This is a genomic window from Rhodothermales bacterium, from assembly GCA_041391505.1.
Classification (GTDB): Bacteria; Bacteroidota; Rhodothermia; order Rhodothermales; family JAHQVL01; genus JAWKNW01.
The window spans coordinates 38664-64860 of record JAWKNW010000003.1 but is presented as its reverse complement, the minus strand read 5'-3'; the positions used below and the strand labels follow the sequence as shown (position 1 = coordinate 64860).

The 26197-nt window shown below is 64.8% G+C and carries 14 protein-coding genes; 11 read left to right on the top strand and 3 right to left on the bottom strand.

Annotated features, from left to right (window positions below):
* Window positions 1–150 precede the first annotated feature (150 nt).
* On the bottom strand, window positions 151–2250 hold the full coding sequence (locus R2834_03860; GenBank protein ID MEZ4699444.1) for a metallophosphoesterase: 2100 nt from the start codon (window positions 2248–2250) through the stop codon (window positions 151–153).
* 106 nt (window positions 2251–2356) lie between these two features.
* Between R2834_03860 and R2834_03855 the strand changes: the two genes are divergently transcribed.
* From R2834_03855 to R2834_03815, 9 genes are all read left to right on the top strand, one after another.
* Window positions 2357–2911: an XRE family transcriptional regulator gene (locus R2834_03855; GenBank protein ID MEZ4699443.1), complete on the top strand. Its 555-nt coding sequence runs from the start codon at window positions 2357–2359 to the stop codon at window positions 2909–2911.
* A 452-nt stretch (window positions 2912–3363) separates the two neighbouring features.
* Entirely contained in the window at window positions 3364–6282 is a 2919-nt protein-coding gene (locus R2834_03850; protein MEZ4699442.1) for a TonB-dependent receptor, read from the top strand.
* 93 nt (window positions 6283–6375) lie between these two features.
* Entirely contained in the window at window positions 6376–10260 is a 3885-nt protein-coding gene (locus tag R2834_03845) for a hypothetical protein (protein MEZ4699441.1), read from the top strand.
* An 18-nt stretch (window positions 10261–10278) separates the two neighbouring features.
* A complete protein-coding gene (locus R2834_03840) occupies window positions 10279–11322 on the top strand; it encodes a PorV/PorQ family protein (GenBank protein ID MEZ4699440.1) in 1044 nt (347 codons plus the stop codon).
* Between the two features lie 136 nt (window positions 11323–11458).
* Window positions 11459–15652 carry a pre-peptidase C-terminal domain-containing protein gene (locus R2834_03835; protein MEZ4699439.1) on the top strand — a complete coding sequence of 1398 codons (4194 nt, stop codon included), beginning with the start codon at window positions 11459–11461 and terminating at the stop codon, window positions 15650–15652.
* A 206-nt stretch (window positions 15653–15858) separates the two neighbouring features.
* On the top strand, window positions 15859–17370 hold the full coding sequence (locus R2834_03830) for a peptidylprolyl isomerase (GenBank protein MEZ4699438.1): 1512 nt from the start codon (window positions 15859–15861) through the stop codon (window positions 17368–17370).
* On the top strand, window positions 17367–20159 hold the full coding sequence (locus tag R2834_03825; protein ID MEZ4699437.1) for an alkaline phosphatase family protein: 2793 nt from the start codon (window positions 17367–17369) through the stop codon (window positions 20157–20159). Before R2834_03830 ends, R2834_03825 begins: the two co-directional genes overlap by 4 nt.
* A 59-nt stretch (window positions 20160–20218) precedes the next feature.
* A complete protein-coding gene (locus tag R2834_03820; GenBank protein MEZ4699436.1) occupies window positions 20219–21502 on the top strand; it encodes an MFS transporter in 1284 nt (427 codons plus the stop codon).
* A gap of 81 nt (window positions 21503–21583) precedes the next feature.
* A complete protein-coding gene (locus tag R2834_03815; GenBank protein MEZ4699435.1) occupies window positions 21584–22522 on the top strand; it encodes a formimidoylglutamase in 939 nt (312 codons plus the stop codon).
* Between the two features lie 6 nt (window positions 22523–22528).
* Here the strand turns inward: R2834_03815 and R2834_03810 are convergent, their stop codons facing one another.
* Both R2834_03810 and R2834_03805 read right to left on the bottom strand, forming a co-directional pair.
* Entirely contained in the window at window positions 22529–22903 is a 375-nt protein-coding gene (locus R2834_03810) for a type II toxin-antitoxin system VapC family toxin (protein ID MEZ4699434.1), read from the bottom strand.
* Complete coding sequence (locus R2834_03805) at window positions 22900–23109, bottom strand: AbrB/MazE/SpoVT family DNA-binding domain-containing protein (GenBank protein MEZ4699433.1); 210 nt, start codon at window positions 23107–23109, stop codon at window positions 22900–22902. Before R2834_03805 ends, R2834_03810 begins: the two co-directional genes overlap by 4 nt.
* 81 nt (window positions 23110–23190) lie before the next feature.
* Here R2834_03805 and hutU point away from each other — a divergent pair, with 81 nt between their 5' ends.
* Both hutU and hutI read left to right on the top strand, forming a co-directional pair.
* Window positions 23191–24837 (top strand): urocanate hydratase, encoded by a 1647-nt coding sequence (gene hutU, locus R2834_03800; protein ID MEZ4699432.1) that lies wholly within the window; start codon window positions 23191–23193, stop codon window positions 24835–24837.
* 166 nt (window positions 24838–25003) lie between these two features.
* Entirely contained in the window at window positions 25004–26185 is a 1182-nt protein-coding gene (gene hutI / locus R2834_03795; protein ID MEZ4699431.1) for an imidazolonepropionase, read from the top strand.
* Window positions 26186–26197: the final 12 nt, after the last annotated feature.

The following is a 26197-nucleotide window of genomic DNA, read 5'->3' as shown; positions in this document are numbered from 1 at the left end:
TCACGAAAGTGGGGATCCATGGAAGACCGGGTGATGACAGAAGGACCGGGTAAACCGTACTGAATCACCTGGCGCGGTGGCTCGGCGCTTGCCCCAGTCCTGTTTCTCGCCAGACCGATGCTTGGATGACACGCGGCGAGGCACACGGCCCTAATCCACCACCTTCATCTGCCGACTGACCGACGTTTCGCCGCTCGTGAGGCGCAGCAGGTAGGTGCCGGCGGCCAGGCGCACGGTGTCGTACGTGGCGAGGTAGGAGCCCGGGATGTGCTGGCGGTCCACCAGGGTGGCGATGTGTTTGCCGAGCAGGTCGAACAGCTCCAGGCGGACCGGGCCGGGTTCGGGGACGCGGTAGCGGATGCTGGTCGAGCCGGCGACGGGGTTCGGGAAGTTCTGGTCGAGTTCGAGGCCTGCCGGCACGAGGGGCCCGGGTTCGCGGGCGACCTGGGTGTATTTGTCGATGACGAAGTGGTCGATCGGAGTCCCGAACTCGTCGGTCGCCGAAACCGTCAGCTGGTCGTCCACCACGTCGATTCGGGTGAAGTGGTGGGCCTTGCGGGAGTAGCTGATGTGCTCGTAGTCGACGAAAAAGTCGTCGAGCGCGCCGCCGCCGCCGCCGGAGATCAGATAATGGACGTGCTCCTTTTCGCCGCGTTCGTAGCTGTGGGTGTGGCCGTTCATGACCATGTCGACGCCGTACCGCTCGTAGAGGGGCATGAGGTCATTCTGCACGCCGGCTTCGCCGTAATAGCCCACCCAGTACTCGGAGAAGGGCGGGTGGTGCGCATAGATAAACGTCCACAGCGCATCCTCCCGCTCCTTGGATTCGAGCTGCTCCACCAGGAACTGGTACTGGGGGGAGCCCGGACTGTAATCGCCGTTCGTGTCGAGCGCAATAAAAAAGGCGTTGGCCCACCGGAACGAGTAGTAGCGCTCGGTGCTGTCGGGGTTGTTGTGGGGGAGATAAAAATCGTCGATGTACACGTCGCCGTTGTCGGTGATCACGTCGTGATTGCCGAGCGAGGTGAAGATGTTGACGTTTTTGATGATTTCGCGGTAGGGCTTGAAGTAGATGTTGTCGTAATAGTCCCCGATGCCCTGGTGTACGTCGCCCACGTGGACGACAAAATCGATTTCCTGGCGGTCCATGCTCTCGCGCATCTCTGCGCCGACGCGCCACTGGCTGGGGGTGTCGACGCCGCTGTCGCCCAGGACGAGAAAAGAGAACTGCGTTTCGTCGGGGCCGCGCGCCGTGCGCGTCTTTTCCTCGCCCTGCACCTCCGTATCCCCGTCGTACACGGCGTAATAATACCGCTGCCCCGGTTCGAGGCCGTCCACGCGCACGAAGTGCTTTTTGGTGGCGTCCGCCTCGACGGCCGAGAAGCGGAGGAGGTCCTTTTCCGTGTCGTAGCGGACCTCGCCGGCATAGGCCTCCAGCGTCCGCCAGGCGACGGAAAAGGAGGTCTGCGTCGGGTCCTGGATGTACGGCGCGCGAAACTCGCGAACCGGGTAGGTGGTCGCGACGCTGCCCGCGCCGTCGTAGACGAGCGGCTCCGCCGTCACCGACACGCTGTCGTAATAGGCGCCGGCGTTGGCGTAGGACAGCAGCCCGACGGGGCCGGCGGTATACGAGGTGTCGACGATGGTGAGGATGGCGTCGCCGTTGAGGTAGGCGGTCAGCGTATCGCCCCGCGCCTCCGCGGTCAGCGAGAAGAAACCGGAGGGATAGGCCTGGGCAACCTTGTTTTCGGCCAGGATGTAGGGCTCGCCGTCCGCATATTTTTCGATGCGCTGGATGGGCGTGTTGACGGCGACGCCGTTGATGTCGCGGCCCGACCACGCCGGGTCGTTCATCAGGAGGACGCGGTAGTAGTTCCGCGCGTCCTGATACCGGAAGATGAGGCCGATGCCGTCATTGTCGGCCGAGCGGGCGATGACGTTGAGGCTGTAATCCGCCCACGCGGCGTCGCCGGCGACGACGTGGGTGCCCAGGTGATATTTCGTTTCGAGTTCGACGGGCGCGTAGGACCAGATATTCGACTTCTGGACGAGCACCCCGTTCTCTACGACCCACTGGCTGGGCCCGCTCTGGGGCTCGACGTCGTCGTGGACGCTCCAGCCCGCAAAATCGCCGTCGTCGAACCCGTCGTAGAAGGGAAGGGATTGCCCGATGGCCGGCGTGTAGAAAAAGAGGCAAATAAGAAAAGCGATTCCGATCTTCACATCGGATGGGTGACGAGCGATGGGCATCAAGCTACCTGTTCAAACTCCCGAAGGCACTACGTTAAGGGTACATCATACGATGATGCGGGTCGCACCCGGCTGGGGCGGCGCCGCATGCATGACCAATATAGCGATGAATCTGGTTCAATTGTCGCAGCGCATCCGCGTGCTTCGGACGCTGCGAGGGTATACGCTCGAACAGGTATCCGAACTGACAGGCCTCACGCGCGGCGTGCTGTCCAAGGTAGAGAACTTCCGCGTCACCCCATCCCTGGCCACGCTCGCCAAGATCGCGGATGCGCTCGGCGTGACGATGTCGGAACTGTTCGAGGGGCTCGACGCGCGCCCCGAGATGGTGATCGTGCGGAAAGACGAGCGGCTGGTCGTCGAGCGTGATCGACCGGATTCCAATATCGTCTACCATGCCCTGGCCCACAAGCGGCCCAACAAGGTGATGGAGCCCTTCCTGCTGGAGGTCCCGCCCGGCGAGGCGCGCCGGCAGAAGCTGGCGCACGAGGGCGAGGAGTTTCTCATGGTGCTCGAAGGCACCCTCGACTATGAATACGGCGACCAGCGGTTCCGCCTGGAAGCCGGCGACTGCCTCTACGAGGACGGCACCACCGAGCACACCCTCAACAACCCCACCGACCAGATCGCCCGGGTGCTGTGCATCTATGGGAATGGGTAAGGCGGTTCAAGGGGGAAGGTTCGAGGTTCAACGCGTTGCCATGCCGGCGCAGGGATCGGTCGCGCCTACATCGCATCCTCAATGGCCTGAGTCGCGCCATCCACACATGGATCCTCGAACACAGAACCTTGAACCAGCCCTATTCGGGTGTTGCATGAAAGGAAACATATTCATAATCTGAGAAACATTGGAAAGGTGTAGATTGCGCCGTCCTGTTACCGGATCGCGTCAGCGCGAGTGTCCCTGAAAACAGGGTCACTATACCGCGAATCTTTATGCTCCCATAACAGATCCTGTTGTCGGGTTTGCGATCTTCACCACGGCATTCCACCACCCGCACGAACGCGCGCGGGTCTTTTTTCGACAAGTTCCAACGCAGCGTTCGGTCCGGGCAACGAGGCCTGCAGTGCTTCCCGACCGACCGGCAGTCCATCCGCAAACGCATACCGAGCATGGTCTCGTACCGTCTTTCGATCCTTTTCAGCGTGCTGCTGGCCTGTGTGGCGCTGTGTGCCTCGCCGGCGCGGGCACAGTCCACGGGCAAGATTTCCGGGCAGGTGGTCGACACCGCCACCGGCGAGTCGCTCCCCGGTGTCAACGTGTTTCTCGAAGAGAACACGTACGTCGGGACGGTCACGGACGCCGACGGCAAGTACTTCCTGCTGAGCGTCCCCCCCGGGACGTACACCGTGGTGATGTCCTTCGTCGGGTTTTCGACGCTCAAGACGGCCGACGTCCAGGTGTTTTCGGGGCGCACGACGACCGTCGACGGCAAGCTGGCCGAAGAGGTGTTTCAGGGTGAGGAGATCGTCGTCAGCGCGGACCGGCCGATCGTGATCCGGGACCGGACGACGACGGTGTCCTTCGTGTCGCGCGAGACGATCGAGAACCTGCCGGTCACCGAAGTGGCGGACCTGGTGCGGTTTCAGCCGGGCGTCGTGACGAACGCGCAGGGCGGCTTCAACTTTCGCGGCGGCCGGCAGCGCGAGACGGCGTACATCGTCGACGGCATCCCGGTGCAGGACGTGTTCAGCCAGGGCGGCGGCAACACGGTGGACCTCGAGGTCCAGTCCATCCAGGAGCTTCAGGTGTTCACCGGCACGTTTGACGCCGAACTCGGCGGCGCCCAGTCGGGCATCGTCAGCCTCACCACCCGCGACCCGGGCAACAAGCTAGAAGGCAACCTGAAAGTGCAGGGGAGCGGCTTCCTGGCGCCGGAGGACGGCATCTTCGTCGGGACGAACGCCTTCGACCCCATCGAAAGCAAGGACGTCTCGCTCACGCTGAGCGGGCCCATCATCAAGAAATTCGACCGTCTCGGATTTTTCGTGTCGAGCCGGTACGAGGATCGGGTCGGGCATCTGAAGGGCGTCGAGGACTTTCTGCCAGAGGACGGGTTCAAGATCGACACCTACCGCCGCTGGTACCGCGACCTGTACCAGCCGGACGACACCCGCCTCATCACGCTCGATACCGCCCGCACGCCTGCCGGCAACTATATCCTGGGCCGCGACGGCAACCCCATCACCTTCGCCTCCGGCGACGGCTCGATCGTCGACATGGACTGGCGCCGCTCGTTTACCATCAACCCTAAATTCGTCTTCCGCCCGAGCGCGCGCTCCTCGCTCACCGTCGGCGGCATCTTCAACCAGTCCGAGGGCCAGGGCTTCAACAACGCCTGGCGGTATGCGCCGGAAGGGCGGGACCACGAGTACTTCACGTCGTGGACGGGCATCCTCAACTACAAGCAGACGATCGGGAATAACAAGGTGTTCAACCTGCGCGGGTCGTACAAGACGTCCGACTACGAAGAGCACGCCTTCGACTCGGTGCAGGATGCCCGCTATCAGTTCATCAATGCCCAGGACGACGTCACCGGCTTCACGCTGGGCGCCACGGACAACACGGCCTACCAGCGCAAGGAAGAGCAGCTGATCGGCTCGGCCGACCTGACCTGGCAGGTGAACGACCGCAACGAGTTCAAAACCGGCGTTCAGTTCCGGCAGAATACGTTTGTCGTCGAGGATCTGGACCGGAGCTGGGTCTTCCGCGACCATCCCGATTCGCTCTTCATCAACCTGCCGTATCCGTCGGCCTTCGACTACCCCAACTTCGAGGATTATTTCGACGCCGTCGCCGGGCTGACGCCGGTGCTGGTGCCCGAGCTGCAGCGGTTTGCCGTGAACGACCGCTTCGAGCAGTCGCCGATCGAACTGGCCGTGTTCGCGCAGGACAAGCTGGAGTTCGATTCCCGCCTCGTCGTCAAGGCCGGCGTGCGGTTCGAATACTTCGACGTGCGCGAGCAGCGCCTGCTCGACCCGCGCACGCCGACCGATCGCCTCGGGCGCGCCGACAACTTCACCGCCACGAGCCCGAAGTTCTATTTCAGCCCCCGCCTCGGCGTCTCCTACCCGATCTCCACCCGCGGCGCGTTCCGCGTGGCGTACGGGCATTTCGTGCAGATGCCGGCGTACCTCGAGATCTTCAAAAACCCGGTGTTCGACGGCATCAACGTCGGCCGGCTCGAAAACCGGCAGGTCGGCAACCCGGACCTCCAGCCCGAGCGGACCATCAAGTACGAGATGGGCCTGCAGCAGCAGCTGACGGACTTCATTGGGGTCGACATCAACCTCTTCTACAAGAACATCCGCAACCTGCTGGGCACCGAAATCCTCTCCACGCTGGATAACGTCCAGTACCTGCGGACGGTGAACCGGGACTACGGCCTGGTGCGCGGCGGCACGTTCTCGCTCGTCACGCGGCCCGTCGGGATGCTGCTGGGCACCTCGTTCGACGTCACCTACTCCGACGCGCGGGGCAGCTCGTCCAACCCGAACGACATCGCCAACATCGTGATCGCCGGCCGCTCCGGCGAAGTCGGCGACCTGTTCATCGACCGGCAGATCATCGCGCTGGACTGGGACCAGACGCTGACCGCCAACCTGTCCGCCAACGTGGGCGTCGCCGGCAACTGGAACGTCGGCTTCATCGGCCAGCTCGCCACCGGGCAGCCGTACACGCCGGCGTTCCTCGATCCGAACCTCGACTTCCCGGACAACGAATTCCTGAACGCCGAGCGCAAGCCCGTGCTGTTCACGTTCGACATGAGCGCCGAAAAACGGTTTAGCGCCGGCCCGCTGTCGTACGGCATCCGGCTGCAGGTCGACAACGTGTTCAACCGCCTGAACGAGCGGTTCGTGGATGCGGTCTCCGGCCGCGCCGGCCAGATCGTGCGTCTGCCGGTGGTGCAGGCGGACCGCAACCGGGTCAACGAATTCGTCGGGCTGTTCTCCCGCAACCAGGACGACAACGTCCCGAGCTGGTACTCCGCCCCGCGGCTGATCCGGCTGGCGGTTACGGTCAACTTTTAAGGCGTCGATGCACGCCGGCGGCAATAGGGCGCGAACGGCGTGTCCATCCACCCGGCTCGCATCCGCACTCAGAACTCTGCAATACAGCGATTCATGAAGACGTACGTTGGGCAAATAGCGCTCGCGGTTTTGATCGGGTGTATGGCCACGGCCAGCGCGTTCGGGCAGTCGAAAAACGCGCTCCGCGAGGAGCGGGCCGCGCTCGAGCGCCAGGAGGCGGTCGACGCCGCCATCGAGAAATGGGAGGACGCCGGCAAAAAGCGGGGCCGGCGCGACGCCACGGTGCAGGCCATCACCGACCTCTCGCTGCGCAACTTCGTGCGCGGCGGGCTGGCCTCGGGCAACCTCATCCAGGTGCCGTACGTCACCAACGTCAACATCTCGGCCGGCTACTGGGGCGGTACCATCTCGCCGAACCGCATCACCTGGCCGAAGGGGTCGGGCGTGGAATACGGCCACACGATGAGCTTCATCGTCGGCGGCGAAGTGGTGAGCGACAACGGCGACACCCTCCGGATCCTGAGCGAGAGCTACAACCGCAGCGGCGGCGACACCCACCCGAGCGGCAGCCACAAATTCCACTTCACGGCGGTCCCTGGCTACTACAACATGAAAGGGGACCCGACGACCCGCAACCGCCTCAACGACAACGCCGACGACCGGCAGCGGCTCACCGACGCCGGCTTTTATTTCATCGGCGGCCTGAATGAGGATGCCAACGGCAACGGCGTGCTGGACGACGGGGAGGACCTGAACAACGACGGGCTGCTCCAGAACGAACTCGTCAACCTCATCGAGTACACGTCGCAGTCGAACTTCGCCGAGACGTGGCCGGCGTTCTGGCCGCCGCAGTCGTACGTCGGCGACGACCGGCTCCCGGGCGACAACCGCCCCGGCATCCGCGCCGGCCGGTGGAACGGCGCCTACGGCTCGTTCATCCGCGCCGACCAGGAATCCTACTACCTCGCCGACGACCGCGACAACGACGAATTTCCGTATTACCCGTTCATCGACCCGGCCACCGGCGAGCCCGATCGCCGTAGCTGGGATCAGGGCGGCCGGCGCGGCCTCGGCATCGAGGTGAAGGTCCGCCAGTACCAGTGGGCCAGCATCCTCGCGGAAGACATCTACATCGCCACGTTCGACGTCGAGAACATCTCCCGGAAAGACATCGAGCGCGCCATCATCGCGATGATCGTCGACTACGACATCGCCGACATCACGGGCGACAACCAGGCGCTGTTCGACACCGAGGACGACATCACCTACCAGTGGCTCAAGCGCGACCTCGTCATCAACGGCTTCAAGGTCGGCTACGCCGGCGTGGGCTTCCTCGAAAGCCCGGGCATCGACAACGACGGCATCGACAACGACGACGACGGGCTCCGCGACGAGAGCCGCGAGAACGGCATCGACGACGACGGCGACTGGCGCACCTGGGATGACGTCAACGGCAATGGCATCTACGACAACGAGGACCGCAACAACAACTTCATCCTCGACGAAGGCGAAGACCTCGACGGCGACGGCGTCCTGACCATCGAGCCGCTGCTGGACGACACCGGCTCCGACGGCGTCGGCCCCGAAAACGAGAACTACCCCGGCCCCGACCCCGATGGCACCGAAGCCAACGGCGTCCCGGACCCCGGCGAGCCGAACTTCGAGTTCACCGACAACGACGAGATCGACCAGATCGGCCTCACCAACATGGTGATCCGGACGCCGTCGGATTTCGACCGCGACCTCGACGACGACCAGCTGTTCTGGCGCGAATACATCCAGCCGGTGGACGAGGCGGAGTTTATCGTCCCGACCGAAACGGCCGACGTGATCTACGCCTACAGCTCCGGCTACTCGAAGATCGCCCAGGGCCTCACCCAGCGGTTCTCGCTCGCCTTCTTCTGCGGCAACGACTTCCAGGACATGCTCCGCAACAAGCGGACGATGCAGAACATCTACGACGCCGACTACAACTTCGCCCGACCGCCGCGCACTCCGTTCCTGACGGCCGTGCCGGGGGACAAGAAGGTGACGCTGGTGTGGGATCAGAGCGCCGAGATCTCGCGCGACCCCATCTACGGGCTGGATTTCGAGATGTACAAGGTCTACCGCAGCACGGACCCTGAATTCAACGACATCAAGACCATCACCGACGCCTTCGGCAACCCGCTCCTCTGGGAGCCGCTGCTGAGCGCCACGGGCGACAAGGTTCAGTTCGACCTCAAGGACGGCCTGTTCGGCGCGCACCCGGTGCCGGTAGGGGAGTTCGGCGTGTCGTACGACATGGGCTCGGACAGCGGCCTGAAATACAGCTTCGTCGACTCCACGGTCGACAACGGCCGGACCTACTACTACGCCGTCGTCTCCGTCGACCAGGGCTACCACACGTCGTTCTTCGATCGCGGGATCTCCAAGTTCGAGTCCCTCGCCGAACTGTCGCCGACGGAAAGCTCCAAGATCATCGAGGTGGACGCGTTCGACCGGCCGATCAACGTCGACCGCAACGCCGCGGTGGTTGTGCCGCAGCCGCACGCGCTGGGGTACGTCGAGCCGCAGCTGGCGGATGGGCGCATCGAACGCGGCGGCAATGCGAGCGGCAGCCTCAACGTCCAGTTCCTGATCCCGGACGACGCCAACAGCAAGGGCTACGACTACGCGATCACCTTCACGGACGACAACTCCTTTGCCGAGATCGACCCGGTCTTCCTGAAAAACGGGTTGACGACGGGCTGGGTCTTCCGCAACGTCACGACGGGCGACACGCTGGCGACGAGCCCGGTCGGCTCGCGCGGCGCCGCGATCTTCAATAACGATGTGCTCAACGCCCGTCTGTACGACGGGATGAAGATCGAACTCAACGGCCCGACCCGCCCCGAGCCGGTCACGACCGGATGGATGGACAACGGCCCGAATCCACGCGGCACGGCGATTCCCCGTGTCCCGGTGACGATCCTCGTGCCGGATGGGGGCGACGCCGTCCCGCACGACTACGAACTCCGGGTCGGCGAAATGGGCGTCGACACCTCGAATGCGCTCTCTCCGCGCAACCGCATCCAGACGAACTTTTCGATCTGGGATGTGACGGACCTGAATAATCCCCGCAAGGTGCCGTTCCAGCTGACGGAGGCCGCTGCGCCGCTGCTGCCGGCGGACAGTGTCCGCGGGGCCCTCTCCCCGGGCGACATCGTGAACGTCCGCGTCCTCGGCGTGCCGCTTTCGGGCTACACGTTTTACGCCCGGTCGACCTGGCAATTCCGCCTCGGCCTCTCCGCGACGGGGCAGGCCGTGATGGGGCAGGTGGGCGTGAACGCGAATACGTTGTACGACTCGCTGGCCGTCCGCAACGTCCGCGGCTTCGGGGCGCTGCCGTATGGCGAGGACCTCGAAACCCTGGAGATCGACGACTTCCTGGAAGAGATCGACGTGTGGTACGATGAGGTGGTGGACTCGCTGACGGCGCTCTCGCCCGGCATGCGCGCCCTCATCCTGGCCAACCCCACGCCGGCCCAGGCGCTCGCCACGCTCAACAACGTGACGCGCAACGAAATGCCGGTGGCCGGCGACGTGTACCTCCTCGAAACGAGCAAGCCGTTCGATCGGGACGACGTGCTCACCTTCAAGGTGGAGGGCAACACCGTGCCCGAGGTCATCGAGGAATCCTCACTCGACAACATCTACGTCGTCCCCGACCCCTATATCGCGGTCAACTCGCTCGAACCGCGCAACATCCAGCTCTCGAGCCGGGGCGAGCGGCGTATCGACTTCCGGAATCTGCCGCAGGAATGCACGATCCGGATCTTTACGATGAGCGGCCGGCTGGTGAAGACCCTCTCGCATTCAGCCCCCATCGAGGACAGTATCGAGAGCTGGAACCTGCAGTCGGACGACGGGCTGGATGTCGCCTTCGGGGTGTACATCTACCACGTCGAGGCGCCGGGTATCGGCGAGAAGATCGGCCGCTTTTCCATCATCAAGTAACTCGATCGGAGTAGGACAATGAAATCGATTGCGATGCGTGCTGCACTGCTGGTCGTCGGGTTACTGCTCGCCGGCGCGCCCTCGGCGCGGGGGCAGAATTTCGTACAGAACGTCTCCAACAACGGGACGGTCGCCGCGGCCTTCCTCGAGATCGGCGTCGGCGCCCGGGCGGAGGCGATGGGCGGCGCCTACACCGCGCAGGCCGGCCGCACGGAGATGATCTACTGGAACCCCGCCGGCCTGGCCTACATGGACGGGCTAGGCGTCTCGTTCACCCACACCGAGTGGCTGGCCGAGACGTCGTTCGACTTCTTCAGCGTCGCGACGCCGCTTCCGTTCTTCAGCAGCGTCATCGGCCTGAGCTTCACCTCGCTCGCCGTCCCCGAGCAGGTCGTGCGCACGGTCGATGCCCCGGAAGGCACCGGGGAACGGTACGACGCGCAGGACTACGCGGTGAACGTCTCGTTTTCGGCCAAGCTCATTCCCTCGTTTTCGTTCGGGATCACGGGCAAATACATCAGCCAGCGGATCTGGACGGAGCGCGGCAGCCAGGTGGCGCTCGATGCCGGCGTCTATTACCAGACGCCCCTCCGCGGGTTGATGATCGGGTCGAGCATCTCGAATTTCGGGGCGGACATCAGCCTATCGGGCAAGAACCTCAACAACATCATCGACCCGGACCCCGAAAACCGGGGCATCGAGAATATCCCGGTGACGTACAAGACCGACTCGGCGCCGCTGCCGCAGATTTTTCGGTTCGGATTGTCGTACGAAACACCGCTCCCCGGACGCGGCAACCTGACCACCGCCGTCGACTTGATGCACCCCACGGGGGCGACGGAAAGCATGAATATGGGGCTGGAATACGGCTTCAACAACATTATCTTCTTCCGCGTGGGCTACCTCAACCGGTTCGAGCGGAATTCCATCAACGGTCTGACCTTCGGAGGCGGCATCCAGTACACGCTGAAAGACCGCAGCGATTTTGTGTTTGACTACGCCTATTCGGACTGGGGCATCCTGACCAAGGTGCATCGCCTCAGCCTGGGCGTCTACCTCTAGAGGAGTGATTGGCGCATAGCGAATAGCGATTTGTGAGGGGGCTTGCGTGGCGAAAAGCCGGCGACACCCCTCTCCAATCGCTAATCACGAATCGCTAATCGCTATTCTGTTTTTCCAAACCACACCATCTGCCATCATGAAACAAGCTACCGCTCTCGTCTGCGGGGTATTGCTGAGTCTGCTGGTTGTCGGCGGCGCTTCGGCGCAGCAAAAGACCGCCAACGCACAGGCCTTGCAGTCCCTCTACGGACCGAACTACGAGGAGATCGTGGCCAAATACGGCGACGATCCCATCCGGCTGCAACAGGCGGCCGATGCCTATCAGGATGCGAAAAACATCCGCCCCTTCTTCTTCACCGGCGCGCAGGACGATCGGTATGTCGTGCGTGCTGAAAGCGAGCCGAACGACTACTTCGATACGGCCGACGACATCGACGACGTGCTCGCCACGCCTTCCGTCGCCATCCCGGCGGCTGCGGCGCCGTACACGGGCGGTCTGATACAGGCTTCCTTCACCGTCGGCGACTTCGACGTCTACAAGTTCACGGCCGACCCGAACAAGATGTATTTCTTCGGGACGACGCACACTTACCGGGGCCCGGTCAACGTCGACGAAGACCAGTTCACGGCCAGCGTCCGCCTCTTCCATGAATCCGACCTGGACACGACGTTCGTCGTTGCGTTCGGCGGCGAGGACGGGAACGACCAGATCGCCGGCGACATTCTCGGCCGCACGACCGACCACCGCGCCAACTCGGGCGACTCGCGTCTGACGGGCTGGACGGTGCCGATCGACGAAGCGACGGGCGAGAAGGTGCTCGGCACCTACTACCTGTTCTATTTCAACGGCGAGGGCGGCGGCGCCCAGCGGCCGATCAAGTCGCTCGGCAACGAAGGCACCTACTACATCGGCGCCTACGCGATCGACCTCGACCCGCTGGTGTCGCGCGCCGAGCCGAACAACACGTTCGAGGAAGCGCTGCTCAACCCGTCGTCGGAACTGCCGACGGACGCCGTCGTGCGCGCCTTCATGACGTTCGCTCCGGACACCGTCAAGGTAGCCATCGCCGGCGTGCCGAGCGCGGGCACCATCGACCCGCGCCCTCGCCAGATGAACAGCGTCTATTCGCAGCTGCTCGAGCAGGGCGATGAGGACGTCGACATCTACGCGATCAACAACCTCAAGGCCAATCACACCCTCCTCGTCGAGATGCTGCCGTATTACGGCTACTACCGCGACGTCGACGGCTCGATCGGGCCGGGCAACACGCGCTGGGCGGACGGTCTGTTCTCGCTCCACAACGCCGAGTTTTCGGCGGAACTGGTCTCCAGCGACGACGCCGGCCGGGAATCCCAGAGCGCGACGGGAAGCCCGAACAACATCCATCCGCGCCTGACCTACGCGATCACGGAAGCCGACCTCGGCGCTCCGCTGTGGCTGTGGGCCGGCGCCTGGGCGTCCAACACGCGTAACCCGGAACAGGCGGTCGACAACCGCGATCCGGGCCGTTTCCCGTATTACCTCTACGCGCACCAGTACGCGAACGACCTCGTCGAGGCCAACAACGAGCCGAACGACACCGCCGATGAAGCGATGGGCATCATCCCGCGCACCGGCGAAGCCATCGAAGGCAGCTTCTCGGGCGCCGGCGATGTCGACTACTACCGGTTGTTCATGAACGAAATGCGCATGTACAACCTGCTGTCGTACAACTCGTCGGTCTCGGGCGTCATCGGCGTCGAGCTGTACCACGAGTCGGAAGACATCGACGGCAACAAGACGCTTTCGTCGAACCTGCTCGCCGGCACCGGCGCGCAGGGCGCCAGCGGCAACGACTTCCGGATCGTCGGCTTCGTGCCGGCCGCCACGGGAGCCTACCTGCTGAAGGTGACGGGTCCCTCGGCCGGCAACTACGGCCTCGCCGTGACGGACGATCCGATCTTCCAGCGCCTGATCCGCGCCGAGCCGAACGATACGGCGCCGGATGCGATCGCGAACGCCGCGATTCTCGTGGGCGTTGGTCAGCCGCGTCAGGAAGGCATCATCTTCCCGGCGGGCGACGTCGATCACTACGTCTTCAACGGCCTCGCGGGCCAGCAGGTGAACGCCAAGCTGCAGTCGATCTCGAGCGGCGTGGTTAACGACGACTTCAAGGGCGTCGTGGATCTGCTCGACGGCGGCCTGAGCGTCGTCGCCACCGGCGCCGCGAGCGCGGATGCGATGTCGGCCCTGTCGGCAGCGCTGCCGGCGGACGGACAATACATCCTCCGGGTGCGCGCCGCCGCGGGCACGTCGGCCGGCAACTACGGCAACAACGCCGTCGGCATGTATTCGCTCAACGTGGGCGAACCGCCGCGCGAAGCCGAGCCGAACGACACCGCCGACAATGCGACGCTGCTGCTCGACGGCTTCCTGGCCGGTTCGCTGACGTCGACGGACGTCGACTGGTACCGCGTCCGCGCGGAAGCCGGCAAGATCTACCACGTCCGGTCGATGAACAACACGACGGGCGGTGCGATGCAGGTCGATCTCTACCTCGCCAGCGACCCCGAGACGTCGATCCACGACGGATCGGACTGGAATGGTCGGTACGGCAGCAGCAACTTCAAGGTGCAGATTCTGCCCGCTGAAGATGCCGAGTACCTGATCAAGATCACGCCGCCGGCCGGCGGCAGCGGGGATTACGAGGTCCACATGAAGAGCAACGCGATCGAAGAGATCGCCGCCGCGTTCGAACCCAACAACGACGCGGCCGCGGCCGATGCGATCGGCAACATCGACCCCAACGGGCTGGTGCGCCGCGCGATGCTCTACAACCCGGATAACGCCCGCTTCTTCGACGACGTGGACGTCTACCGCGTCCAGATCGACGAGCCCGGCAAGACGCTCTCCTGCGAAACGCTGCCGTTCGACGGTCCGAACTGGGGCCGCGACAGCGACATGTTCTCGCGGATCCTCGCCGCCGACGGTACGACCGTACTCGCCAGCAATGACGACGCGGCGGTTGTCCTCGAAGACGGCACGCTGTTCGACGACTGGCACACGAAGTCGACGTACGACGTGACGGAAGCCGGCGTCTACTACTGCGTCCTTGGCTCGCAGGACTTCCTCGACGACGACAACGGGGGCGACGACCGCGACCCGACGTCGGGCGAGTACAAGTTCCGCATCAGCTACAGCGGCGCGGAATCGGAACCGAACAACGAATTCGAGACCGCCACGCTGGTTCAGGATTTCAGCACGACGGAAGCGACGATGACGGAAGGGGATGTCGATGTGTTTGCCTTCAACCTGAAGGCCGGCAACATCTACCACATCCGCACCTTCCGCGGCGAAGGCCTCGACAGCTTCAGCGATACGGCCAACCTGTACCTCTCGACCGATACGGCGACGGACATCACCGACTCGGAGACGGGCGGCTGGCGCACCCGCAACAACGGGAGCAACATCAAGCTGAACATCATCCCGACCGAGGATGCCACCTATTACCTGCGTCTCGGCGCGCCGGCTAACCTCGGCACCGACGGCAGCTACCAGGTGCTCATGCGGTCCAACCCGATCGAGGCGCTCGCGGCCGCCGGCGAACCGAACAACTCGTTCGACGCCGCCGACCTCCTGCCCGAACATCCGGCCGACGGCTCGGTCCAGCAGTACATGCTGTACGACGCTGAAGGTGAGGACTTCAACGACGACCTCGACTACTTCAAGGTCGAAGCCAACGTCGGCGACATCCTCATCGCGGAGACGCTGCCGTTCGACGGCCCGACATGGCCGCGCGATTTCGACGCCTACATGTACATGTACGGCCCGGATCGCAGCCAGGTGGCCAACAACGACGACAACAGCGTCACCCTCGAAGACGGCGCTACCTTCGACGACTGGCACTCGCGGATCGAGTACACGGTCCAGACCGCCGGCACGCACTACATCCTCGTGGTGGGTGAAGACGCGCACGTCGCACCGCGTGAGCAGACGTCGAGCCGCTGGCGCGACCCCGCTCGCGGCGAGTACAAGTTCCGTCTCACGAAGCTGACGGGTGTCGGCGTCGAGGACGGCGAAGTACCGGGCAAGTTCGAGCTGTTCGCCAACTACCCGAACCCGTTCAACCCGACGACGACCATCGAGTACCAGATGCCGGATGCATCGCAGGTGACGCTGGAAGTCTTTAACCTGCTGGGCCAGCGTGTGGCCACGCTGGTCGACGGGTTGCAGGCGGCTGGCCAGTACAGCGTCCAGTTCGACGCGTCGGGCCTGTCCTCGGGCATGTACCTCTACCGGATCAAAGCCGGCAACTACGTCAGCGTCCGCAAGATGCTGCTGCTGAAGTAAAAACGGATGCCGGCAGGCCAACGGCCTGCCGGCGCTGTTTCAGGTTACGGGTTCGATGTTTCAGGTGTTCTGGCAATCTGTGATGCCTGTGTGCATGGACCATGATTGTGCATAGAGAGGAGCCGGCGTATGTTCGCATGTGTCGGCTCCCTCTTTTTTGTCGCGGTATGAAGTACGCCTGCCTCCTGGCACTCACATCGATAGCGTTGTCCTGCAGGCCCGCCGCGCCGGATGAGCCCGTGCTCGCGCGCGTCGGCGACACCGTCATCACGGCCGAGGAGTTTCGCCTCAATTACGAGTTCGGCTACGGCCACCTGCGCCGGGGCGATGACCCCAGGCGGGCCTATCTCGACTACATGCTCCTCGAAACGGCGATGGCGCGCAAGGCCCGGGCCCTGCAGCTCGATACGCTGCCCGCCATCCAGCACGCCATGCGGACACTGCGCGAGGAGCTGCTGGTGGAAGAGGTCTTCAACGCCCGCGTGCTCGACGCCATCGAGGTGACCGAGGACGAGATCCGCGAGGAGATCAACAAGGCCGCCGTCCGCTTCCAGTTTCGCTTCATCCCCGCCGCCGGCGAGCAGGACGCCCGCGACCTCTACGCCGCCGTCCAGGCCCGCGGGTTCGATGCCGCCCTCGCCGAGCGCCGCGCCGAGCTGCCCGAACTCGACGCCTTCGCCGACCGCCTCACCTCGCCGCTGATGGATGCCGAGTCGACCGATCCCGAGCTGCTCGCCCTCATCCAGCAACTTCCGCTGAACACGCCTTCCGAACCGCTGCAGTACCAGGGCAACTGGTATGTGATGGAGGTAATAAATGTGACGCGGACCCGGCTCTCGGACGTCGATTACGCCCAGAAATCCCCCAGCTACCGGAAGATCATCTACAACCGCAAGGCGATGCAGCAGGGCAGCGCCTTCGTCGCCGAAACCATGGAGCCGCTCGGCGTCACCACGAAACGCGCCGGCTTCGAGATCCTCAACGAGGCGCTGCTGGCGTGGTACCAGGCCGCGACACCCGAACGTAATCTGCTTTATTACCTGGATGAGGAGGGGCTCGACACGCCCTACGCGCAGCAGCTCCGGGCGCATTTCGACGAACCCCTGGTCACGTATCGCGACGCGGCGTGGACGATCCGCGACTTCCTCGCGCACTTTACCCCCGGCCGCTACATCATCCGCCCCGACGATCCCCGCCAGTTCAAGGCGCGGCTGGCCGATATCGTCGCCCTCGTCGTCCGCGACGAGGTGCTGCTCGGCATCGCGCGCGACGAGCGGCTCGACCGATCGCCCGCCTTCCAGCGCGCGATGCAGCGCTGGAAGGAGAAATGGCTCTTCCAGGAATACGCCCGCCTGCTCGAACAGGAGCACGCGCCGGCGCCGGACGCGCTCCGCGCATTCTACGAAGCCGGCACCCGCCAGCTCGGCGAGGCCGCCATCCCGTACGACTCGCTCACGGCCGCCCAGCGCAGCCGCCTGACGAGCCGGTACGCCCTCGAGGCGCGCCGGCGTGTGGCCGACAGCCTCCTGGCCGGCGAGGAGGTCTGGATCGACGAACACATGCTCGATACGCTGACGCTCTACGTGTCGCCCTCGAATCCGTATCAGACCGTCAACCTGCTCAAGAGCAATTCCAACAAGATGGCCTTCCCGATCGTCGACCCGAACTGGCGTTCCGCGCCGCCGTCGACGCCGCCCATCCTACCGAATGCCCCATGAATCTGAAAGCTACCCTCGCCCTCATCGTCCTCGTCGCCCTCGCCGGCTGCCGGCCCGAGGCGCCCCAGTGGATCGCCAGCGCCCCCGCCGGCGCGCGACCCGCCGCCATCGCGCTGGCCGGCGAGACCGTCATCCCGAACGGCCGGCTGCTCACACCCCGCGGCCGTCAATACCGCGTCGCCCCGCATCCCTACGGCCTCATCCTGAGCCCCGACGGCCGCGTGGCGGTGACGGCCAATTCGGGCGTCCGGCCCTTCTCCATTTCCATCCTGGAGGATGTGCTCGGCGAGACGCCGGCCGTCCACCAGGTGCCCGAAGGCGCCAACACCGACGCCGACGTGCTTTCCGCCGTCTTTATGGGCCTCGCCATCGCTCCCGACGACCGGACGCTGTATGTCGGCGGCGGGCAGGAGGGGCGCGTCGTATTGTTCGACCTCCAGACGCGCCGGCGGATCGGGGAGATCGACGCCAACGTGCCGTTTGGCGGGCGCGACTACGAGGATAGCTACATCGGCGACCTCGTCCTCAGCGCCGACGGCGGGACGCTGTATGCCGTCGACCAGACCAACTTTCGCCTGATCGTAGTCGATACCCGGCAACGGACGATCCAGGCCAGCGTGGCCGTCGGGCGTTATCCGTTCGGGATCACGCTCACGCCGGACCAGTCGCGGGTGTATGTCGCGAATGTAGGCCAGTTCGAATACGCCCTCCTCGAGGCGGAAGAAGAGGAAGAAGAAGAGCGGGAGGACTTCGGGTCGACGTATCCGCCGTTCGGTTACCGAAGCGAGGAAGCGGAAGAAGGGGTGGATGTGGAAGCCTACCACGCGCCGGGTCTGGGCGACCCGAATGCGCTGGAGGCGTATTCGGTCTGGGGGATCGATGTCTCCTCGCCGGCGGCGCCGCGGGTCATCTCCAAAATCAAGACCGGATACCTCGTCGGCGAGGAGCGCGACGGGGTCGAAACGGTCGGCGGAGCAAGCCCGAACAGCCTCGTCTCGACCAATACCCGCGCCTACGTCAGCAACGGCAACAACGACGTCATTTCGGTGATCGACATCCAGCAGGATACGGTCGTCTCCACCATCGAACTCCGGCTCGACCCGCGGCTCGACCGGCTGCGCGGGCTCATCCCGTTCGGGCTCGCGCTCTCGCCGGATGGGACGCGGCTCTATGTGGCCGAGGCCGGCATCAACGCCGTCGGCGTGGTGGATACAGGATCGGGCGAGGTGCTGGGGCACATCCCGACCGGCTGGTTTCCTTCCAAACTCGCCGTTTCCCCCGACGGGAAACAGCTCGTCGTCGCAAACGCCAAGGGCCACGGCAGCGGCCCCAACGGCGGGCCGGCGTTCGAGGCCGGTCCCGAGGGCAGCTACGTCGGCAACCTGATGTTCGGGTACGTGAACGTGCTCGACATCCCGCCGGATGAGGCCCTCGCGGCCGAAACCGCGCAGGTCGTGCGCAACAACTTCACCTTCGCGTCGGTGGATCGCGCGGCCGTTCGTGCGCGCGCCGGCAACCCCGTGCCGCTCTACCCCGGCGAACGCCGCTCGCCCATCGAGCACGTCGTCTTCATCACCAAGGAGAACCGGACGTACGACGAGGTCTTCGGCCAGATCGCGGGCGGCCAGGGCGAGCCTTCGCTGGCCCGGTTCGGCGCCGGCGTGACGGTGCGCAGCCGCGACGGGTCGCGCACGGTGCCGGAAGTCGATGTGATGCCCAATCACCACAAGCTGGCCCGCGAATTTGCCATCGGCGACAATTTTTACTGCGACTCCGACGTCTCGGCCGACGGGCACCGGTGGCTGGTGGGGGTTTATCCGAACGAATGGACGGAGACGACGGTGGCGGCGAGCTACGGCGGCGGCCGGCGGCTCCGGGTCAACTCCACCGCTCCGGGCATGCTCTCGTTCGTGGGATCGTCCGGCGTGATCTATCCCGAAGACTACAACGAGGCCGGCAGCATCTGGGACCACTTCGATCGCTTCGGCATCGACTTCTTCAACTTCGGGCTGGGCTTCGAATTCGCCGGCGCAAGCGAGGAGCAGGCGTACAAATACACCGGCGTACGCCTCCCCATCAACTACCCGATGCCGGGGCCGCTTTTCGAACGGACGTCCCGCAAGTTCGCCACGTACAATACGAGCATTCCCGACCAGTTTCGGGCGGACATGTTCATCGAGGAGTTCGAGGAGCGCTGGATGAACGGCGGCGAACCCATGCCGCAGGTCGTGACCATGATGCTGCCCAACGACCACGGCTCCGGCGAGCGCATCGACGATGGCTACCCCTATTTCGAGAGCTACATGGCCGACAACGACCTCGCGCTGGGCCGCGTCGTCGAGTACCTGAGCCACACGCCCTACTGGGAGAAGATGGCTATCATCGTCACCGAGGACGATCCGCAGGGTGGGGTGGACCACGTGGATGCCCACCGGAGCGTGCTCATGGTGATCTCGCCCTACACGAAAAAAGGCTACGTGTCGTCCGAACACTACAGCTTCGGCAGCATCATGAAGACGATCTGGCACCTCACGGGCGTGCCGTACCTCAACCAGTACGACGCCGGCGCCACCGAGCTGGCGGACTTCTTCACCGACACGCCGGACGCAACCCCTTATGCCGCCGTCGCCCCCGACCTCCGCCTGTTCGACCCCCAGAAAGCCCTCGACCCGCTCGACGAAGACTTCAACTGGGAATCCCTCTCCGAATCCCCCGAGATGGACAATGTCGAGCTGATGCAGGCGTGGGCCCAGGAGAATGAAAATCGTACATCGCAACAGGGAAATTGAGGCTTGCCATCGGCCAACCTGTAATCTGAAAACCTGCCAACCTGCCAACCAGTAACCCGATGACCGAAACCGACACCCGCTCTCCGGAGCTCAGGAAGTGGCAGACCACGACGATGCTTTCGCTCGTTGTGGGGTATGCCGGCTATTACTTCTGCCGCTCCAACTTCTCGGTAGCGTCTCCGTTATTGCTGGAGGCGTTCGGGGATCAGGGGCTGGATAAGGAAATGCTCGGGGCGATCGCATCGGTCGGGGTGTTTTTCTATGCGATCGGGAAGCTGCTCAACGGCGTGTTGTGCGACTTCGTCGGGGGCCGGCGGATGTTTCTGTTCGGCATGGCGGCCTCGATCGGGGCGACGGTGCTGTTCGGGACCGGCGTAGGGATCAGCGTCTTTTTCGTGGCCTGGGCCATCAACCGCCTGGTCCAGTCGATGGGGTGGGGGGCGCTCGTCAAGATCTCCTCCAACTGGTTCTCGTACAAGCGCTACGGGTGGGTGATGGGGATCATGAGCCTCAGCTTCCTTTTTGGGGACGCCATCGCCCGGCTGTTTCTCGGCAAGCTGATCGGCATCGGGTTTTCGTGGCAGGGGGTGTTTTTCGCCTCGGCGGCGGTGCTCGGCGTCATCGCCGTGGTGGACTTCTTCACGCTCAAGAGCAGTCCGACGGATGTCGGGCTCCCGGAGGTGGAGGTGAACCCCAAAAACGTCTTCGGCGACGCCGGCGAGCGGGAGCGCCCGCCGAATCTCATGGCGCTCCTCCTGCCGTTTTTCCGGAGCCCCGCCTTCTGGCTCGTGGCCTTCATGTCGTTCGGGCTGACGCTGATGCGCGAGGCGTTCAACTTCTGGACGCCGACCTACCTGGCCGAAGTGGGCCAGCTCTCGGCCGGCGACGCGGGGCAGCTCTCGTTGTTCTTCCCCCTCTTCGGCGGCTTCGCGGTGTTGCTCACCGGGTACCTGTCCGACAAAATGGCCGGCGGCAAGCGGGCCGGCATCATGGTGATGTCGCTCATCCCGCTCGTCGCCATCCTCGTCGTGATGGGGAGCGTGACGGGTATCGAAAATGCGGTGCTGCCGGTCGTTTTTGTGTCGATCTCGGCCTTCCTGATGCTCGGTCCCTACGCGTTCCTGGCCGGCGCCATCTCGCTCGACCTCGGCGGCAAGCAGGGCAGTTCGACCGCTGCCGGCATGGTCGACAGCGCCGGCTACTTCGGCAGCATCCTCTCCGGCTGGGGCGTCGGCGCCGTCGCGCAACGCTTCGGGTGGAACGCGGTGTTTATCCTGCTCGCCATCGTGGCCTTCCTGACGGCGCTCGCCGCCATCCTCTACTGGCGCAAACACGAGGCGTAAAGACCCCCGCACATCGCAAAAGCCGAATACTAAGTTCATCCCGCGCGTAGTCCAGGGACTACCTCCGACTCGCTGCCGCCCATGCAAACCACCATCCCTGTCTCCCCCGATCTGCTTTTTCGCCGCGGCGACCCCAACGACCCGCGTCTCGGCGAGGTCGTCGGCACGTCGGCGGCCGACTACGAGGCGGCCCGCATCGTCATCCTCGGATGCCCGCAGGACGAGGGTGTCCGCCGAAACAGGGGGCGGGAGGGGAGCCGGAACGCGCCGGCCGCCATCCGCCGGCAGTTCTACAAGCTGGCCCTGCTCGGGCTGGAAGAGGGCCCCCCGCTGAAGCTGTGCGACCTGGGAGACACGCCGGCCGACGTATCCCTCGAAGAAATCCACGACCGGCACCGCGAAATCGTCCGCGCGGTCGTGCGGGACGACAAGACCCTGATTGTGCTGGGCGGCGGGAACGACGTTTCTTATCCGGACGCCTCGGGCCTCGCGATGGAATGCCCCTCGCCTCTGGCCTTCAACATCGACGCCCACTTCGACGTCCGCGCCGACACGCCGCGCAACAGCGGAACGCCCTACCGCCAGCTGCTTGACGAGGGGCATCTGGATCCCGAACTCTTTTTCGAAATCGGCTATCAGCGCTTCGCCAATGCGACGGCCTATGCCGCGTATCTCGACGGGCTGGGCGTCCGGGGCATCGCGCAGGACGAACTGGAGTACCTGGGGATCGGCGAAGTATTTGGCGAGATCCTGTCCCTGCCGGCGGAGGCGATCTTCTGGGGGATCGACATGGACGTGGTTACCGCCGCCGACGCGCCGGGGGTGAGCGCGCCAAATCCCGCCGGTCTCCGCGCCGCGGATTTGCTCGAAATCGCTGAAATCGCAGGCGGCGATCCCCGGAGCCGTATCTTCGAGATCACCGAAGTCAACCCGATCTACGACATCGACGACCGGACGAGCCGGCTGGCGGCCGTCGCGATGTGGACGTTCGTCGCGGCCTGTCAGTCGATCGACGCCTGACGCCGCTCAGGCTTTCCCGAAGTACCGCACCCCCTCGAGGTTTTTGAGGTCCGCATCCTGCGTCCATAACGTCGCCTCGTAACGGCGAGCCACCGCGAGGACCAGGCTGTCCGCCATCGGCAGGTTGTGCTGCCGGCTCAGGCCGGCCGCCGAGAGCGCCAGCGCGGCATCGATGTCGATCACCCGGCCCTGGCGCATCGCCGCGATGGTGAGCATCGCCTGCTGTTCCGACCCGTGCCGGATGGTATATTGGAACACTTCGTACAGCACCGTCGCCGGCACCAGCAGGTTGGCCTGGTCGAGAATCGGCGCCTGGAAAGCGGCCGCGTTCGGGCCATCCTTGAAAAACTCGATCCAGGCGGAGGCGTCGATGACGTTCATAACGGCCGATCGCCTCCCCGCTCGAACGGTGCGCCGATGTGTTTGAGGTAGCCCCGCATCGAAACCATCGGGCGCACGGGGATGATCTGGATCCGGTCCTCGATCAGCATCACCTCGACCTCCTGGCCGGGCTTGAGATCGAGCGATTCCCGGATCTCCTGGGGAATGACGACCTGATATTTGGGAGAGACCTTGACCCGGGCCATGATCGATAGGATGTTCGTTAAACAGACGTCGCGTCGACCGCCGGCGAGGTGGCTTTGTTCCAGTATCGATAGGATGATGACATGATAAAGCCCGTCCACGCCCCCACAGGGGCACAAAAAACCGCCAGGGGCTGGATCCAGGAAGCCGCGAAGCGGATGCTGATGAATAACCTGGACCCCGCCAATGCCGAAAAGCCCGACGAGCTGATCGTCTACGGCGGCCGCGGCAAGGCGGCGCGGACGTGGGAGGATTTCCATCGCATCGTCGCCGTGCTCGACCGGCTGGAGAACGACGAGACGCTCCTCGTCCAGTCCGGCCGGCCCGTCGGCGTCTTCCGCACCTTCCCGCAGTCGCCGCGCGTCATCATCGCAAACAGCAACCTCGTGGGCAACTGGGCCAACTGGGACGAGTTCGACCGGCTCGATAAACTCGGCCTGATGATGTACGGCCAGATGACCGCCGGCAGCTGGATCTACATCGGCACCCAGGGCATCCTCCAGGGCACCTACGAGACCTTCGCCTCGGCGGCGCGCAAGCATTTCGGGGGGAGCCTGAAGGGGACGATCACCGTCACCGCCGGCCTCGGCGGCATGGGCGGCGCACAACCGCTGTCGGTGACGCTCAACGGCGGGGTCGTCCTCGTCGTCGAGATCGACCCGTCCCGCATCCAGCGGCGGATCGAAACCGCATATCTGGATACGTGGACACGCGACCTGGGCGACGCCATCCGCCAGGCCGAGGCCGCGAAGGCCGCCGGCCAGCCCCTGAGCATCGGGCTGCTCGGCAATGCCGCCGAAGTGCTCCCCGAAATGGTCCGCCGCGGGTTCATCCCCGACCTCGTCACCGACCAGACCAGCGCGCACGACCCGCTCGTGGGCTACATCCCCATCCTCAGCGCCGACGAGGACCCGGACGAGCTGCGCGCGAAGGATCTCGCCGGCTACAAAAAACGCACGTTCGACGCCATGGCCCGCCACTGCGAGGCCATCGTGGCCATGCAGCGCGCCGGCGCCGTCGCCTTCGACTACGGCAACAACCTGCGGGCCATGGCCCGGCAGGGCGGGTACGAGGACGCGTTCGCCTATCCGGGCTTTGTGCCGGCGTTCATCCGCGACCAGTTTTGCGAAGGCCGCGGCCCCTTCCGCTGGGCGGCGCTGTCGGGCAATCCGCAGGACATCTACAAAACCGACGCGGCGATGAAAAAGCTCTTCCCCGACGACGCCGGCCTGCACCGCTGGCTGACGGAGGGCATCAAGGCGTTTAAATTCCAGGGTCTGCCGGCCCGCATTTGCTGGCTGGGGTACCGCGAGCGCGACAAGGCCGGGCTCTTGTTCAACGAGATGGTGCGGCGCGGCGAACTCGACGCCCCGATCGTCATCGGGCGCGACCACCTGGATTCGGGCAGCGTCGCGAGCCCGTACCGCGAGACGGAGGCCATGCTCGACACCAGCGACGCCGTGGCCGACTGGCCGCTGCTCAACTTCGCCCTCAACGCGGTGTCCGGCGCGGCGTGGGTGAGCTTCCACCACGGAGGGGGTGTCGGGATGGGCTACAGCCTCCACGCCGGCCAGGTCTGCGTGGCCGACGGCACCGACGACGCCGCCGAGCGCCTCGCCCGCGTCCTCCTCAACGACCCCGGCACCGGCGTCATGCGCCATGCCGACGCCGGCTACGCCCGCGCCATCGAGGTCGCGAAGGAGCGCGGGCTGGACTTGCCGTCTGTATGATCGAGGCTGCCTTCAAAAAAAAGTCATCTCGACCGTAGTCGCCGGCTTGCCGGCGGCTGAGCGGAGAGACCTCCTTCAGCGAGGCAGAGTAGAATATTAAGGAGGTCTCTCCGCTTCAGCCCGATAAATCGGGCCTCCGGTCGAGATGACATGCAATTTTAATAAAATGCTCCTCTTCAACGAAATATCCGAACTCTACACCCCCTTCGACCGCATCGAAAACGCGGCGATGGTGGTGGATGCCGGCCGGATCGTCTGGGTCGGCCCGGCGGCGGAACTGCCGGACGACTACCTGGACGACGTGATGCTCATCTCGCTGCGCAACCGGGCCATCCTTCCGGGCTTCGTCGACAGCCACACCCACCTCGTGTGGGACGGCTCGCGGCTCGATGAATACCTGCGCCGGGCGAGGGGCGAGTCGTATGAAGCGATTCTCGAGGCCGGCGGTGGCATCCATAACACCGTCCGCGCCACCCGGGAGGCGTCGGAGGAGGGGCTGCTGGCGCTGGCGCTCAGCCGCGCGGGAAACCTGCTGCGCGAAGGCGTGACGACGATCGAGGTGAAATCGGGTTATGGACTCGAACCGGAGCAGGAACGCAAGATGCTTCGCGTGATCCGGCAGCTGTGCGCGTCTACCCCGCAGCACATCGCGCCCACCCTGCTCGCGCATGTCGTTCCCGCCGGCTGGGACCGCGCCTCGTACGTCGACACGTTCTGCGCGGACCTCATCCCCGAGGCGGCCCGTGAGGGCCTCGCCACGGCGGTGGATGTCTTCTGCGACCGCGGCGCCTTCACGCTCGACGAAACGCGCCGGTTCTTCGAAGCCGCCGCCGCGAACGGTCTGGCGTTTAAGGTCCACGCCGAACAACTCACCCACACCGGAGCCACCCGCCTCGCCGCCGAGATGGGGGCGCTCTCGGCCGATCACCTCGAACAAACCACGCCGGCCGACTGGCAGGCGCTCGCCGCCTCCGGCACCGTCGCGACGCTACTCCCCGGCGCCACCGTCGTCCTGCGCAAGCAGCTGCCCGACGTGCGTGCGATGATCGATGCCGGCGTGAAGGTCGCCATCGCCACCGACCACAACCCGGGCAGCAGCCCGTTCTACAGCCTGATGCTCTGCCTGCAGCTCGGGGTCGCCCTGGGTGGGATGAGCGTCGAGGAAGCCCTGGCCGCCGGCACCACCCACGCCGCCGACGCGCTGGGGCTTCCGGATCGCGGCCGGCTGGCTGCCGGATGCGTCGCCGATTTCCTGGTCGTCGAAGGGCGGGAAGCTCTGGCGCCGTTTTACCAGTGGGGGAAGCCGGCGGTGGCGGAGGTGTACGTGGCAGGTGAGAAAACGTACTGAGCGAGAGAAAAA

Bases quoted from the DNA above. Each gene is read 5' to 3' on its own strand.
- R2834_03835 (MEZ4699439.1), top strand. From the start codon at position 11,459: ATGAAACAAGCTACCGCTCTCGTCTGCGGGGTATTGCTGAGTCTGCTG.
- R2834_03815 (MEZ4699435.1), top strand. From the start codon at position 21,584: ATGCAAACCACCATCCCTGTCTCCCCCGATCTGCTTTTTCGCCGCGGC.
- R2834_03855 (MEZ4699443.1), top strand. From the start codon at position 2,357: ATGAATCTGGTTCAATTGTCGCAGCGCATCCGCGTGCTTCGGACGCTG.
- hutU (MEZ4699432.1), top strand. From the start codon at position 23,191: ATGATAAAGCCCGTCCACGCCCCCACAGGGGCACAAAAAACCGCCAGG.
- R2834_03825 (MEZ4699437.1), top strand. From the start codon at position 17,367: ATGAATCTGAAAGCTACCCTCGCCCTCATCGTCCTCGTCGCCCTCGCC.
- R2834_03845 (MEZ4699441.1), top strand. From the start codon at position 6,376: ATGAAGACGTACGTTGGGCAAATAGCGCTCGCGGTTTTGATCGGGTGT.
- R2834_03840 (MEZ4699440.1), top strand. From the start codon at position 10,279: ATGAAATCGATTGCGATGCGTGCTGCACTGCTGGTCGTCGGGTTACTG.
- hutI (MEZ4699431.1), top strand. From the start codon at position 25,004: ATGCTCCTCTTCAACGAAATATCCGAACTCTACACCCCCTTCGACCGC.
- R2834_03805 (MEZ4699433.1), bottom strand. From the start codon at position 23,109: ATGGCCCGGGTCAAGGTCTCTCCCAAATATCAGGTCGTCATTCCCCAG.
- R2834_03820 (MEZ4699436.1), top strand. From the start codon at position 20,219: ATGACCGAAACCGACACCCGCTCTCCGGAGCTCAGGAAGTGGCAGACC.
- R2834_03860 (MEZ4699444.1), bottom strand. From the start codon at position 2,250: ATGCCCATCGCTCGTCACCCATCCGATGTGAAGATCGGAATCGCTTTT.
- R2834_03850 (MEZ4699442.1), top strand. From the start codon at position 3,364: ATGGTCTCGTACCGTCTTTCGATCCTTTTCAGCGTGCTGCTGGCCTGT.
- R2834_03810 (MEZ4699434.1), bottom strand. From the start codon at position 22,903: ATGAACGTCATCGACGCCTCCGCCTGGATCGAGTTTTTCAAGGATGGC.